Source organism: Xanthomonas euroxanthea (genome assembly GCF_903989455.1).
In the GTDB taxonomy this organism is placed as follows: Bacteria; Pseudomonadota; Gammaproteobacteria; order Xanthomonadales; family Xanthomonadaceae; genus Xanthomonas; species Xanthomonas euroxanthea.
In genome coordinates this window covers 681,747-695,121 of sequence record NZ_LR861803.1, presented here as the reverse complement: position 1 = coordinate 695,121, position 13,375 = coordinate 681,747, and the positions used below count along the sequence as shown (strand labels likewise).

The following is a 13,375-nucleotide window of genomic DNA, read 5'->3' as shown; positions in this document are numbered from 1 at the left end:
TGGACTAGCGAATTTGAACCCACTCGACACACTGATGAGTAGTGCGCGCTAAAGGTTCGTCAGCCTCGCCACGCGGGAAGAGCTCTACGCGCATCCCTGGGCGTTGAAAAATATCGCTCATCCATCGCCCGTCCTCGACAAGATTGCGCTGCCGCGAGAAACCCATTTTTTCGAGGTGCGCCGCAAATGCCTCGAAGTCGATCTGGCAGATATCCGACATAGACGGAGACACTTCTGGCGGATTAGGCAGGAACAGGAACTCGAACCATGCACCCTTTATTTCGGTTTTGTTGACACCAAACCCGTAGTTCCAGTTTCGGGTCAGCACTCCGCTGGCACCGAACCGCCCGGAACCATCACCGCGATGCTGTACCGACTGGCCCATTGCTCGAGACACATGGTCGGCAGTGAACGATTCAATACTTGTGCTTGTGCGAATCAGCTCCAGTACCCGCTCCAACGCTTCCTGCGCGGTACGTGGTCCACCTTTGGAAGGATCTGCAGGTACGTGATCGGCTGAGGAACTCATGGCAGATGTCTCCGTGACGATTGCCGGGGCTGGGGTGGCCGCCGTGTGGGCGCATGCGCCCAGGGCGAAGGCGGTGAGCAAGGCGTAGAGAGGGCGCGCGATCATGAAACGTCCGTTGTGCGCTGGTGTGGCTGCGACGCTAGTGGCATCGGGCACCGAGGTCAATCGCAAGGGGTCTGGCAGCCGCACCATCATCACCGCACGCTGCGTGCCTTGGCCGGCACCTCCACCGGCGGCAACACCTCCATCAGCAGCTGCCCTTCGCTGGCGGTGATGCGCAGCTTGGTACCGATGGCGAAGCCCAGTTGTTCCAGCCATAGGCCGCTGAGGCGGACGTGGGGCACGTGCTGGTCGCCGGCGTGGTCGTGGGCACCGGGGTAATGGGTGTAGCTGACGGTGCATTGGCGCGGGCGGCGGGCGCGGCGGGGTGCGCGTAGCGTGCCGGGGCCCTGCGGGGAGGCGTCCGGGTCGGGCGGCAGCATCGGTGGCAGCTTGGTGCGGTCGGGTTCCACAACAACCCACTGCACCCGCTTGGGTGGCGCGGGGCGCGTACGCGTGCGGGTGGGCAGTGCGCTGGCAGATGCCGTGGGTGGGCGGCGGCGTGTCATGGCGCCTCCGGGTGGTGGTTGGTGGATGCGGCAACGCGCTGCTGCAACGCCACGGCCTTGCGTACGAACCGGCGGCGCAAAGTGTGCGGCAACACAGCGGGCTGCCAACTCAGCGGATGCGCGAGATGCTCGCTCACCTGCTTAAGAGCTGCGCGTGCGGCGAGCCGGCGCAGCACCTCACGCACATCCCACCGCAGGCGGTGAGCGAAGGTTGGCAACAGATCAACCGGCACAAATGCCGGCATGGATGGTGCGGTAGACATGGCAACGCCCTCCTGGAACAACCCAAGAACCGCCGCCAACGGCGACGGGATGTCGGGAGGTTCGAAACCGCACACAGCCGGCGGGCGTATTCCCCTTGCGGGTGTTGTATTAGCCGCCCTCCCGACGCAGGCATTGCGTCGGCTTGTACCTGCAGGATGCAGGCACAAAAAACCCACCGGTTTGACGGAGGTGGGTACCGCTGTGTGAGGAGTTTCGACGCTCCTTAAGTTGGAGATTGCAACGCACGGATCGCGATGTCAACTGTGGCCATCTGTTCTTGAAAGGCAGATCCAAAAGGCGCGGAAACACAGCCCCTGTGCTTAGAAAGTTAAGATCACAGGCCCGCTACGAACCGGGCGCACTACGAAATAAATTTCGTGCCGTCCCATCATTTCCACCTGGCCGTGTAGACCAGACACCTTTAATCTTGCCGTATCACTCAACGATGGCAGGCGTCATGGAAAGTAGCGGCGTAGCACCGGTCGTTCCCTTGACCTTCAGGGTATTAGAAGAACGCCTGCGCGCGCTACCAGAGTTCCCGGCCGACACTGCCAGCCCAAGCCGCCTCCTGCGCGGCGCAGCCATCGTTATGGCATTGGGAATCGCCCTGACCCTTATTGCATCGTTCTTAAGCTTTACCAATGTTCCTCCCCAGTTGCTAAAGAAGGCAGCAACGGCTGGCTTCTGGGTTGCATTGGTAGCGCTGATCGTCCTGTTTGTGCTTAGCATCTATGGAATTGTGATTGATCTACGTCGGTGGACAGTAGATCAAGCAATGCGCACTGATCATCAACTGGAGCAATTCATGCAGGAGGTGACTTGGCTGAAAGGGTATCCGGCGGCAACCCTGCAAGTCATGCTAGATCACGCCCGCTACAGTCATATGCGCCGTGCGGGCCGCATTGCGCTATTGGCTGGAAGCATCGACAAGCTAGGACTTCTACCGGTCGCGGTGTCGCTCTTTCTGGTTCTGCGCGCAGGTGGCAATCCGTTAGCAATGTCCCCATTGACAGCAATGGTGGGTATTTTCCTGCTGTTCTTCTGGATGATCTGCTGGGTGGCCACATCTGCTAGGGGTAAGCTTCAGACCTATGAATATTTGCTCGAGATGGCATTGAAGAGCAAAGCGAAAGATGTGGCAGCAACCGACGCACAGACTGCGATGAAACGAGATCAAGTTAAACCGGACTCTGTTACGTCATAGCTCCACTACCTTATAGGAGCATACTTGCAACCGACATCCACATGGATGACCATCCGTGTGATTGCGGTGGAGCTGTCAAATCATGCAAAACGATCCTCAAGCCAAGCGTAGTTCTCTAGCACCACTGGTAGCTGCTAGCCTCTTTTTCATATCGGGGTGCTCTGCCATGCAGCAAGACTCACCGCTCGTGTTTAATACTCAACAGTCTTCCACTGAAGCAAGGCAGCAGCTTGAAGCGGATAATCCGATCGGCTCGCCTCTTACAGCCGCGCAAAAGAATCTTGAGAACCTCGGCTTCCAATGCAAGGCACTTAGCTCTTCGGGGGCAGGTTACAAGGCGTCAGTAGCTTGCAAGCTTCCCTCCATCATGAAAGAAGCGCAGCCCTCGGTGGCCGCGCCACCTGTACCGGTTACATGGATGGTCGGATTTCATTCTGCAGACGGAATCCACCTAAGCAAGCTTATAGTGCACCGAGCTCCGCAGGACATTGGGGAGTGGGCGCCAAGTTATTTTGGCAAATTTACAGATAGGTATTGATGTGAATTTGAAAATCAGGCTTACTCTTGCTGCGGGATTATTTGCGATATCAACTTTGACTGCATGTACAGGAGGAAAGATACGCTCTGATTACAAGAAGAAAGATGTTCAGCCCGTCAAGATCGAAAAAGCAGAGGGCAATGCAATCCGAATTAGCTACCACATGCCTGCAGAAAGCCTCTTTTATTCTCCCGGTGTGGATTTCGCAAACGACCACGGCGTATTGCGTATCGCCATTCGCAGATGCAGCATCAGTGACAAATGTGGCACCATGGCGAAAGTTGAATTTTCCAAGACTGAGCCATCGTCACCTGAGGTCGCCTTACCGTATGCAGGCGAAAAGGTCGTGCTGGTCTATGCAGACACCGAAGAAACGTTGACCTTCTAATTCAATCATAAGAACGATAAAAACCGTAATCTGCCATTATTCATGGCAGCAGCAGAGGCCCAGCCACGCTGTCTTTCATGCGACGCTCGAAGTAAGGACCTGCTGCTTCGCCGGGGTCAAGCTCACTTATCGGTCACGCAAGCCAAGTGCCGCCAACTGATAAGTAACCCTGACCCCAGCCATTCCCTCACCAACCGGCTCCGTTCCCCAGCCAAACCAACGGCGATCAACCCATCTGCATCGGCGCCCGACTTTGCTCAAGCGCAGGTTCCTGCTGTGCTGCCAACGCACGTTCTTGTTGAGTGCTAGAGATTTGCTCGACCTTTGCGAAGGACTGCTCGACAGGTGTTTTTGCTGCTTCTTCGGCGTTTATCGATGCTCTGAGGTGAGCAGGGTTATCCAACTCGCCTTGCACTACAAATAGGCGCTGGCCTGCTCCATCACCGGGAGTGTTTCCGAGTACTACGTGGTCTACGCGGCTCAGTCCGCCCTCTTTGGCGGTTGCCAGCAAACTAACGGAAATCCTCTCGCTAGTGGCATCGTAGGCCCTGCCATGTTGCTGATCGATGCCTGCAACCTGTTCCCGAATCGTGTTGAGCATCTCACGATCCTTGTCTGGCAACTGCGCATCACTGATCACGCGCTGCAGGAGTGTCCGCTCCGGCATCGGGTTGTATTGCTCAGTGTTCAATTCGCTGTCGGGAACAGGGGCTTTGATACTACGGATGTACTCAACGTTGCTGAGCGGTTTCAGGCCACCCTCGAAGTCCTTATCCTGTATGAACTTCAGGTTGGTACGATGCAGACCGGCGTAATTGACAGCGCCCCATGTGTAATCGATGCAACTGTTCATTGCGCCGTGATACTGCGTATTGAAGCCGTGTTCGCCGGGCTTTGCACCAAACTCCATCAATTTTTCGTACTGATCCTTGCTGATCTCCATCGTGCGTTGATAGAAAGGCTTTTGGTATTGATCGGCGTCATCGTTGTAGACCTTTCCAGGCCCTGCCATCACGCCGTGCTCGATGGGCGCAAACCCGAAGCTGGTTTGTTCCTTCCCGTGCGTGACTGTGTAGTACATGTGCCCTGCCGCTGATGTTCCACCGTCAAGAAGCGGTGTCCCCGGCGCGGCAACGTAGAGAGTGACAGCGTATTTATCGTCCATGAGGTGTTCCTACTTTGATTTGTGCCGGTAAGCGACCAGCAACTCGGATTTGATCGATGCCAACTGCGGCGGCTGGCCAAGCAGCCTAATGCTCAGCTGATACTTGCCAGGCTGAATTCCTTGCGCCCATGCGAAGGCAAGCTGCGTATAGCGACGCTTTGGAGATTCCAGACCCGCAGATTGAAGGGACGCGCCATCCACCTCGTCCAGCCAGACGCCTGGAACACGCCCGTCTGCACTCACGGCGACGGTCCGAGCGGGGACGCCTGCCTGCGATTCAACACGCACCAACGGCATGTTGATTGCACCGCTTGGTTCAAGCCGTTTCAGAACAAGCTCAGCGTGCAGGCCGGATCTGCGGAGCGTTTGAGCAGCTTCAAGTGACTTCAGAGCATCCTCGTCACCGACGCGGATACCCAGAAAGAGTGTGCCAGTCGCGCTCTTGCCAGGAGGCTGCACGTTGAATTCGACCACCATCGGACTGGTCATCGTCGCCAACTGCAGCGGTCGTACGATGGGAACCTGCCCATCAGCCGCAACGCGCGTTGGCACGTCCTGCGTCTGGGTTGTCTGTGCCTGGCAACTTGTCAGCAGCGAGATGCCTGAGCAGACCAGAACACATAGCAGTAGTTGCCCGTATCGGTGCATGTGTATCCCTTCACTTTAAGCAAGACCAGCGAGCCGCGCGTCTATGGCTCTGCTTATTTATACACCGCTGACAGCGGCCAGGTTACTTCCTACGTAAATTTCAGGTTGCGGCCTTATCTTTCGGGAGGGTGCCCTCGCCATCTGCACCAATGCCTTGCTGCGCCTCTTGCCAGTTGGCCGAACTCCCGCGCATCGACTCCCTTGCATCCTGCAGCACATCGTGCAGCGCGGTAACAACCGCTTGCCATGCTTTCTGCATGATGGCGACCGATTGCGCTACCTCCACCAGCTGCCTGAGGCCTGCACGCCACAGCTGCCAGCTGCATGCCTATATGTTGATGGACAGCCATGTGTACTTGCGTGCCACACTACTTGCAACGGGGCGGGTCGCGCAGCTGATGCAGGGGCTTGGCCGCAGCTACGTAGCGCTCTGCTCAATGACCGCCACGGGCGTACCGGTACGCTATGGGAGGGACGCTACAAGGCCTGCCTCGTGGACAGTGCGGACTACTTGCTTCGCTGCTATCGCTACATTGAGCTCAACCCAGTGCGCGCTCGCCTGACCGACGATCCGGCCTCGTATCGTTGGTCCAGCTGCCCGGCCAATCTAGGCCAGCGCGGGCACTCCGCGCTGACGCCACATCCCTGCTGTCTTGCGCTTGGCAATGACTCGATTGAGCGATCCAACACCTACCACGCTCTGCTCGATGAAGCCCTGCCCGACGAACTGCTCGCCAACATCCGCCTTCATCTACAGCAGTAGCGAGCTTTTGGCTACGACGTCTTCCGCGCGATGGTCGAAGCCAAGACCCGCCGCGTCTCGCGGGTGCCAGACGCGCTCATTGGCTACGCAAACCGAGTGCCGCCGGCCACATAAGAACCTGAACCTCTTAGCGTGAGCCTATGCCCGAAAAAGCATGCAAGACATTGAATAAATTAGCGTTGATATCGCGTCTTTTGTGAGACTCGTCACTTGAAAGTGGTTTTTTCGATGTGCACCCTAAAAGTGACGCAATCGCGTCACATGGAGCAACTCTCAGGAGGGTGATATGTCGGTCAATCGCACCTTGTTCTTAGCCCTTTCCATGGCGTTAGGGAGCTTGAGCAGCAGCGCCGTAGCGGCGGCCAGCCAAAGCACCACCACCGTTCAGACGACAAAGGTTTACCGGGCCAACACGCCCGAAGCGAGTGCAATCCAGAAATGGCTGGACTCTGTGCCGAATGCGGACAGGCGGACCATGGATCTGGGTAAAATTACCATAAGGAGCTCAAAGACATCCAAAGGAGGGATGGTGACTGCGGCTAACGATGGCCCTCCGGTTCCGTTGCCTGCGTCTGGAAGCCCGGGCGAAAAAATCACGATCACAAACGAGCTTCCCGGCGGCTATGTAGAAACTTGGACGTTTGAATGGGTTGGCGGCGGTGGTGGCGGGGAGTGGAGACAAACCGACTATGAGTCCCATGCTCCCGTTGTGAATCCCGAAAAGCCTAACGAGCTTTGATAGGTAATTGAGGCCCTCAATAGGGATAATGCTGTTATCTAAGGGGAGACATGGCAGGAAATGGGGTCAGGTTAACTTACATCTAGAAGTGAACCTGACCCCGTCACCCAAATGAGATCCTACATGCCATACGTTGCCAGCTTCATGCCTATGTATTGATGGGCGACCATGCGTACTTGCCTGCCACGCCACCTGCACCGGGCCAGATCAGGCAACTGATGCAGCGGCTTGCGCGTACTATGTGGTGCTTTCAGTGGTCGCCATGGGCACACTGGCAGGCTATGGGAAGATCCGTATAAAGCTTGTCTTGTGGACAGTTCTGACTACATCCTTCACTGCTATCGCTACATTGAACTCAACCCGATGTATGCTCGCCTGACCGAAGACCCGGTGGCGCATCACCAGTCCAGCTGCCCACCTGGGTTCAGCGCGAGCGCTCGGCACTGATGCCACATCCCTGTTGGTTTGCGCTTGTCAATGATCCGATCCGGCATCTAACGCCTACCGTACCTGCTCAATGAAGCCCTGTGCAACGACGCCTTCCGCACGATGGTAGAAGTCAAGGCCTGCTGCCTCGCAGGCGCCAGACCCGCTCGTCGGTCACCCAAGCCATGCGCCGTCGACCGCTAAGAACCTGACCCAGTTATTCTATTCTGAAAAACTACTCTGCCCCGCTCTCGTGTTGCGTCGAAGGAGTGGTCATCGCTACGGTTTGCCTACCCCCATCATCTTCTGACTCTGCCTAAACTCAAGCGCATCAGGAATGTCGTGAAATGTAAGGAGATCACCAGCAAGCTCTGCGAGTAGATTCTTTGCATCTGTCGGGGTTGCACGGAAGAATTCGCGGCGATGGTTTACAAGGTTTGCCCGGCTCTTCGCCAGCCGTGCGTGCATTGCACCTTCGATTCCAACAGCGTCCTTCGAGAAGAATAGCGCGTGCACATCGAAGTTGAAGGGCACTGATGCATCACTGAGTTCGCGGATACGGTCCATCGGGTCCAGACGACGCGTCATACCGACTTTGATCAGCGATTCACCAAAAGAGCCAATGTTGGAGATCACGTAAACGTAGCCTGCCCTGATGTTGGCTACGCGGTAGTCGACGTCCGCAATTGCACGCTCAACCTCTGATACCTGGGCGCGCATCCGCTCAACAGCTTCTGGATCACCCTTGGCCAGCAGAGCCTTTAGCGCGTTGAGGTAGTGTTGACGTTCCTTTTCGAGCTTCAAACGCTCGCGCTCCATCTCTTGCTGGGTTTTTCGCTCCTCCCTCAGCCGCTCGCGTTCTTGCCGTTCCAACTCCTTCTCTTCAGCTTTCTTCTGCACGAAATCCGCAGTGAGCTGCAATTCTGTAATACGAAGCTGCAGGTACTCATGCGTAATACGGATGCTCATGGTCTTGCCCAGGCGCTGGATTGTCTTGGCTACTTTTTCAATCCGATCGATTGCCGCAGCAAGTGCATATGGCTTCAAGCCACGTACCAGAACATCGGCCTCTGCATTGAATGCCCGCAACATCAATTTACAGTAGTCCCGAAGCATGGTCTTGCCCTGCGCTTCTGAGCCGTTAACGGTCCAGCCCACTGCAGCTACAACAGCGCGGCCGTCCGCCTTGTTCAGTTCTTTGATAAGTCCGCGGATATGATCAAGCCGATCCTTGTAGGCAACCGCGTCTTGTAGCGGATGCGCATACTCATAGACACCAGATTCCTGCAGCAGGGCGCGTTCACGGGTTTCGACAACTTCCTTGCGCAGCTCTGCGACCTGCAGCAACAGCTCATCACGATCTGCCGTCAGTGTCGCAAGCTGTTCTTTCCACGCATGCGATGCAGAGGCTACCTCAGCATTCAGACGTTCCAGCTCTCGCTCACGCTCCAGCTGGCTAACACCTCCAATCCGGGAGAGTGTCGCGTAAATCTCATCCCTGTCCTTCGATATCGTAGCAAGCTCATCTATAACCTGGCGTGTGAAGCGTCTCACACCGAACAGCGGAATTTTTCGATTGGTGTCCATACCTGTTCCCTCGTCGATGGGTGACCCCAAGCTAACCTCATCATCTTGCCATGCCTCTCCGTTCTTACGGACAAGCACTACTTATTAGATCTGCGATTAGTTGCCGGCGCGTGATAGCGGCACAGAACTCTTGATCTTGAATTCTCATGTTCAAAAGCGTGAGCTCGCTCTGATTCGGGCTGCGAAGAAGCTAACACCTCTTGCCTTAAATCAAGGACCAGAGTAGTTCTAGCTTCGACAACCCTTATTTCACACATAGATCTACACACATCTCTTGCGGATGATTCTATTGTCCGCGCTGCGCTAGTGCTACGCTAAGGCCACACCACGGAGGGGATCTTTTAATGGCAACGTTGATTCCCAGTCGATCAAGTAGCGCCGGTCGAATGACATCTGGCGAGCGGCGCTTTTCACAACGCCTGGAAGACAAGCTCGATGATGAGTACATCTGCTGGTACGACGTGCCAATCGGCCCCAGTCACCGGCATCCGGACTTTATTGTGCTGCATCCCTATCGCGGGATCCTGGTGCTTGAGGTCAAGGACTGGAAACTGGAGACGATCGCTGAGATTGACCGCGACACCGCTGTGCTCCATACCGAGCGCGGCCGTGAAGTAACGTCCAATCCATTGCGCCAAGCTCGCGACATTTGTATCGAAGTTGGCAAGCTGATGCTCAAGGATGCAGCCCTGCGCCTTCCGGAAGGAAGCAAATACCAGGGCAAGCTCATCATGCCGTGGGGCTTTGGCGTTGTGTTTAGCAACATCAGCCGCGCCCAGTTTGAGGAGGCCGAATTAGGCAATGTAATTGCGGCAGGCAGCGTGATCTGCCGGGACGAGATGACCGAGTCGGTGGACACCGAGGCATTTCAGAAACGGCTCTGGGACATGTTTCCTGCCACATTTTCATGCCAGCTCAGCTTGCCGCAGATCGAACGGATTCGCTGGCATCTGTTTCCGCAGCTACGTATCGTTCCTCCTGAGCAGGTGCAGTTGTTCGCCTCACCTCAGCCGGACAAGCCCATTGCCATCCCTGATTTGATCAAGGTGATGGATCTGCAACAAGAGCAACTTGCTCGCTCGATGGGGGACGGCCACCGAGTGATCCATGGCGTGGCAGGCTCTGGCAAGACAATGATCCTGGGCTACCGATGCGTTGAGATTGCGAAGCGTCAAGGCAAGCCGGTGCTGGTGCTTTGCTACAACAAGACACTTGCCGGCCGCCTGGAACACATCATTCACGCGCATGGTGTGCAGGACCGCGTGAGTGTGCGTCACTTCCACGGATGGTGTGGTGAGCAGCTGAAGGCCTACGGCATCAAGCCCCCGCCCGCACAGCCAAACGCTCAACAGTATCTGGACGCATTGGTCAGCAAAGTCATTGCAGCAGTGGAGTCGCAGCAGATTCCGCGCGCACAGTACGCGGCAGTGATGATCGATGAGGGCCATGACTTTGCACCCGAGTGGCTACAAATCGTCACGCAGATGGTCGACCCGGAAACCAATTCGCTGTTGCTGCTCTATGACGACGCGCAAACCATCTACAGCGCAGGCGGACGTCGAAAGTTCAGCTTCGCCAGCGTTGGCATCCAAGCCAAGGGCCGCACCACGATCCTACGTTTGAACTACCGCAACACCTTGGAGATCCTTTCCACCGCGAAGGCATTCGCCCAGGAGCTTTTGACTGGGGAAGATGCCGACGAAGACAACGTGCCAGTGATAGCCCCAGAGAGCGCGGGACGCCGAGGCGCCGTCCCCGAGCTGATACAGGCGAGCAACATTTGGGAAGAATCGCGCATCATCGCCCAACAGGTACGCGAAGCACTCAACAACGGTGCAAGCGCCAACGACTTTGCGGTTCTTTGCCGCAACAAAGCGCTTGCCACACACATTGCCTCGCGCCTCCGCGCTGCAGAACTCCCAGTGGTCTTAGCGGAAGAGCTCATTAAACGACACCTATTCGATGGCGAGCCAGCAGTTAAGGTGCTGACGATGCACTCCAGCAAGGGCCTGGAATTCGAGTCGGTGTTCATTCCCGGCATCTGCGAGATTGGGCAACGCTTGCAAGCCGACAGTGAGGAAATGAGGCAAGAGGCCAAACTGCTATATGTCGCAATGACTCGGGCTCTTGGCTCGCTGACAATGCTGCATCATTCAGAGACAGTACTAACCGAGCGGATTGGACAGGCAGTACATCAGATACGGACCAGACTCGCAGCATGAGATCTCGACGAGACATGGAGGACGCTTGAACTGGGATGCAGCAAGTGCAATGGGCACCCTGAGCAATGATTTTCGTACTGGTCATCTGGTCTTTGATACCCGCCGATGCGCGCGCGAAAGGAGAGCGACCAGACTATTGCTCGCCCAGGTTTATGACTCCTACTGAGATAGCGAAACTGCAAATCATCAAGTTTATAGGCAAGGTTGTCCCAAAAAAGGAAACGGCAACTAGTGAGCCAATTTTCTCAGTTAGGAAAGCCCCAATCCAGTTCGCGAATCAAATCGGGGGTTCGGATATCACTAATTTACGATCCATGCCCGAAAGCCATCCTTATGTCCGATAAGACGCTGATCCGTAGCCACCCCCCCTCCCCGCATGGACTGATTCGACCGTTGATGACTGTAATTACTATTCACCAATTTTACCCAAAGATAATTACTTGCTAGAGGCGAGGACCAGCTATGACGAGCATTCACTTGAGCATGAGACTCTGCAAACCCGGGATAACATTGAAGAAGGCAACCACTTCGTTTGATGGCATGGCTGCTTACCCCGTGAGAAATGGCGTCGTCCTGACTTCGCAGAGAAATGAAGATACTCCTGAATGGCTGAAGCCATTGAAAGACGAGACGTCAGCTAATATTGCAAAGTTGCATACAAAGAGTTGCGGTGCGGCTTACTTACTTTCGGTCAAGTACAAGACGACGAAATACGTCGTCGTGTATACATTCGGAACCGCTCATCACCGCCTAGACGATGACATATTTGAGCCACGATTTGGGTTGCGGATTGCGTTAAATTCCATCGAAAGCAGCGAGCTTCGCAATATGGACGTTGCAAGCCTTGACTCATCCACGCTCAAACGAAGAATCCAAGCAAGCAGATCAACCCCAGTAAGCGATTTTGGAATTGATATTAATCAGGATCTTTTGACATTACTTTCGGGAAAGTCCAATGACGGTACATTCGCCAGAGTAATCACCGGAAGGGACTCTGTCAGCTTTAAGTGCCCGCCGAAACCAGGATTTTTTCGAGAAAAAGCTGTCCAAGCGATAGAAATATTTAAAAAGCGAACTTATAAGAAAAATTATCCATGGGTGGACTATATCGACACCGTCAAGGACTCTAGATTAATAGGCGACCTGGAGAACGATTTACTCGCCGAACTAACACAGGCAGCGAAAGGGCGGGCAATTGACGCCAGTATATCTACGCCTGAGATTTCTGATCCTTTGGTTGAAGAGGCCATCAGATATTCTGGGGCCGGAATGAAGCCTGGCAAGAAGAATACATTCGAAACAGCCGACATATATGATTACATATCCGAGATAAAGACCGCATTAATTTTCGGAAAAATTTCAATTGCAGATATAAAGTCCCAAAAAATCACACTTGTAGAGAGTGGAAGCAGAAAAACTAAAAGTGAAAAAATTTTCAAGTGCCTCAATATGGAAATAAAAAAGGGCGGTCAGCGTTACATCCTTTTTTCAGGAAACTGGTATCAAATTGACTCAAAACATGCAAAAACAATTGAAGACGATTTCAAATCATTTTTAACTCCCAAGCCAATCTTCAAACCCACAAAAGCAAAAAACGAAAGAGCATTTATCTCACAATTGAATCGTCGCACAGATCTTCTTAACATGGACCAAACCAAGATTAATCCAGTTGGATCCACTCACGCAAACATAGAGCCATGTGATTTTCTTTCCAGAAAAAAACAATTGATCCATTTAAAAGACGCCGGAGCATCTAGCTCGATGAGCCATCTATGGAGCCAAGGATATGTGTCATGCACACTTATGATGACTGACGCATCGTTCCGAGAACAGTTCATTAAAGAAACTAAAAATAGAGAAGCCATCTATAAGAGATCGGGTTTCTCCATAGTCCTTCCCAAAAGCAAGATCATTCCGGATCCTACGAAATTTTCGATTGTATTTGGGGTGATGAGAACAAGAAACAAGAGGGACAACAGCCTGGATATACCTTTTTTTAGCAAGGTAGCGATGAAGCCATCGCTGAGCGCCATTAGATTAATGAACTTCAAGGTTTTCGTAGAAATAATCGAAAAAGTGTAAATCCGTTCGATTTATAAATAACGATTACAAAATATGGATCTTCTCGCGCGCACAGTGGCAGCTATGGAGGCCAGGTTTATTCTTATCCAAATCTCAGGCTAGTCACTATCCATTGGAAGGACTCCCCGATTGCAGTACCAATGCATCGCTGTAATTCTTGGGACATGCCAGACTTGTTCACATCGATCTACCCACCATCCCACAGCACATCG

14 protein-coding genes are annotated in these 13,375 nt (G+C 54.2%); 6 read left to right on the top strand and 8 right to left on the bottom strand.

What is annotated here, in order from left to right:
• Positions 1 to 4 precede the first annotated feature (4 nt).
• The 3 genes from H7A86_RS20885 to H7A86_RS20880 all read right to left on the bottom strand — a co-directional run bounded on the left by H7A86_RS20885 (position 5) and on the right by H7A86_RS20880 (position 1,400).
• Positions 5 to 634: a hypothetical protein gene (locus H7A86_RS20885; RefSeq protein ID WP_119130651.1), complete on the bottom strand. Its 630-nt coding sequence runs from the start codon at positions 632 to 634 to the stop codon at positions 5 to 7.
• Positions 635 to 723: 89 nt separating this feature from the next.
• Positions 724 to 1,137, bottom strand: coding sequence for a SymE family type I addiction module toxin (locus tag H7A86_RS02915; protein WP_119130505.1), 414 nt, complete (start codon positions 1,135 to 1,137; stop codon positions 724 to 726).
• Positions 1,134 to 1,400 carry a hypothetical protein gene (locus H7A86_RS20880; protein WP_232099212.1) on the bottom strand — a complete coding sequence of 89 codons (267 nt, stop codon included), beginning with the start codon at positions 1,398 to 1,400 and terminating at the stop codon, positions 1,134 to 1,136. Before H7A86_RS20880 ends, H7A86_RS02915 begins: the two co-directional genes overlap by 4 nt.
• A 458-nt stretch (positions 1,401 to 1,858) precedes the next feature.
• On the opposite strand from H7A86_RS20880, the gene H7A86_RS02905 reads away from it, so the two are divergent.
• The 3 genes from H7A86_RS02905 to H7A86_RS02895 all read left to right on the top strand — a co-directional run bounded on the left by H7A86_RS02905 (position 1,859) and on the right by H7A86_RS02895 (position 3,531).
• On the top strand, positions 1,859 to 2,605 hold the full coding sequence (locus tag H7A86_RS02905; RefSeq protein WP_232099210.1) for a hypothetical protein: 747 nt from the start codon (positions 1,859 to 1,861) through the stop codon (positions 2,603 to 2,605).
• A gap of 82 nt (positions 2,606 to 2,687) precedes the next feature.
• Complete coding sequence (locus H7A86_RS02900) at positions 2,688 to 3,143, top strand: hypothetical protein (protein WP_119130501.1); 456 nt, start codon at positions 2,688 to 2,690, stop codon at positions 3,141 to 3,143.
• Position 3,144: 1 nt separating this feature from the next.
• Entirely contained in the window at positions 3,145 to 3,531 is a 387-nt protein-coding gene (locus H7A86_RS02895; protein WP_232099209.1) for a hypothetical protein, read from the top strand.
• Between the two features lie 226 nt (positions 3,532 to 3,757).
• Here H7A86_RS02895 and H7A86_RS02890 read toward each other — a convergent pair whose 3' ends face one another.
• The 4 genes from H7A86_RS02890 to H7A86_RS20875 form a co-directional block, all read right to left on the bottom strand.
• Positions 3,758 to 4,696, bottom strand: a complete 939-nt coding sequence (locus H7A86_RS02890) for an XVIPCD domain-containing protein (RefSeq protein WP_119130499.1) — start codon at positions 4,694 to 4,696, stop codon at positions 3,758 to 3,760.
• Positions 4,697 to 4,705: 9 nt separating this feature from the next.
• Complete coding sequence (locus tag H7A86_RS02885) at positions 4,706 to 5,185, bottom strand: hypothetical protein (protein WP_232099207.1); 480 nt, start codon at positions 5,183 to 5,185, stop codon at positions 4,706 to 4,708.
• Between the two features lie 259 nt (positions 5,186 to 5,444).
• Positions 5,445 to 5,603, bottom strand: coding sequence for a hypothetical protein (locus tag H7A86_RS02880; RefSeq protein ID WP_180707847.1), 159 nt, complete (start codon positions 5,601 to 5,603; stop codon positions 5,445 to 5,447).
• A gap of 348 nt (positions 5,604 to 5,951) precedes the next feature.
• Entirely contained in the window at positions 5,952 to 6,095 is a 144-nt protein-coding gene (locus H7A86_RS20875; protein ID WP_232099205.1) for a hypothetical protein, read from the bottom strand.
• A gap of 298 nt (positions 6,096 to 6,393) precedes the next feature.
• Here H7A86_RS20875 and H7A86_RS02875 point away from each other — a divergent pair, with 298 nt between their 5' ends.
• Positions 6,394 to 6,846, top strand: a complete 453-nt coding sequence (locus H7A86_RS02875; protein WP_119130495.1) for a hypothetical protein — start codon at positions 6,394 to 6,396, stop codon at positions 6,844 to 6,846.
• 705 nt (positions 6,847 to 7,551) lie between these two features.
• Here H7A86_RS02875 and H7A86_RS02870 read toward each other — a convergent pair.
• Positions 7,552 to 8,859, bottom strand: coding sequence for an SNIPE associated domain-containing protein (locus H7A86_RS02870; RefSeq protein ID WP_119130493.1), 1,308 nt, complete (start codon positions 8,857 to 8,859; stop codon positions 7,552 to 7,554).
• Positions 8,860 to 9,245: 386 nt separating this feature from the next.
• Here H7A86_RS02870 and H7A86_RS02865 point away from each other — a divergent pair, with 386 nt between their 5' ends.
• A complete protein-coding gene (locus tag H7A86_RS02865) occupies positions 9,246 to 11,081 on the top strand; it encodes a 3'-5' exonuclease (RefSeq protein WP_119130491.1) in 1,836 nt (611 codons plus the stop codon).
• A gap of 462 nt (positions 11,082 to 11,543) precedes the next feature.
• A complete protein-coding gene (locus H7A86_RS02860) occupies positions 11,544 to 13,163 on the top strand; it encodes a DUF6119 family protein (protein ID WP_119130489.1) in 1,620 nt (539 codons plus the stop codon).
• The last annotated feature ends 212 nt before the right edge of the window (positions 13,164 to 13,375 follow it).

Bases quoted from the DNA above. Each gene is read 5' to 3' on its own strand.
- H7A86_RS20885 (WP_119130651.1), bottom strand. From the start codon at position 634: ATGATCGCGCGCCCTCTCTACGCCTTGCTCACCGCCTTCGCCCTGGGC.
- H7A86_RS02915 (WP_119130505.1), bottom strand. From the start codon at position 1,137: ATGACACGCCGCCGCCCACCCACGGCATCTGCCAGCGCACTGCCCACC.
- H7A86_RS20880 (WP_232099212.1), bottom strand. From the start codon at position 1,400: ATGTCTACCGCACCATCCATGCCGGCATTTGTGCCGGTTGATCTGTTG.
- H7A86_RS02905 (WP_232099210.1), top strand. From the start codon at position 1,859: ATGGAAAGTAGCGGCGTAGCACCGGTCGTTCCCTTGACCTTCAGGGTA.
- H7A86_RS02900 (WP_119130501.1), top strand. From the start codon at position 2,688: ATGCAAAACGATCCTCAAGCCAAGCGTAGTTCTCTAGCACCACTGGTA.
- H7A86_RS02890 (WP_119130499.1), bottom strand. From the start codon at position 4,696: ATGGACGATAAATACGCTGTCACTCTCTACGTTGCCGCGCCGGGGACA.
- H7A86_RS02885 (WP_232099207.1), bottom strand. From the start codon at position 5,185: ATGACCAGTCCGATGGTGGTCGAATTCAACGTGCAGCCTCCTGGCAAG.
- H7A86_RS02880 (WP_180707847.1), bottom strand. From the start codon at position 5,603: ATGCAGAAAGCATGGCAAGCGGTTGTTACCGCGCTGCACGATGTGCTG.
- H7A86_RS20875 (WP_232099205.1), bottom strand. From the start codon at position 6,095: ATGAAGGCGGATGTTGGCGAGCAGTTCGTCGGGCAGGGCTTCATCGAG.
- H7A86_RS02875 (WP_119130495.1), top strand. From the start codon at position 6,394: ATGTCGGTCAATCGCACCTTGTTCTTAGCCCTTTCCATGGCGTTAGGG.
- H7A86_RS02870 (WP_119130493.1), bottom strand. From the start codon at position 8,859: ATGGACACCAATCGAAAAATTCCGCTGTTCGGTGTGAGACGCTTCACA.
- H7A86_RS02865 (WP_119130491.1), top strand. From the start codon at position 9,246: ATGACATCTGGCGAGCGGCGCTTTTCACAACGCCTGGAAGACAAGCTC.
- H7A86_RS02860 (WP_119130489.1), top strand. From the start codon at position 11,544: ATGACGAGCATTCACTTGAGCATGAGACTCTGCAAACCCGGGATAACA.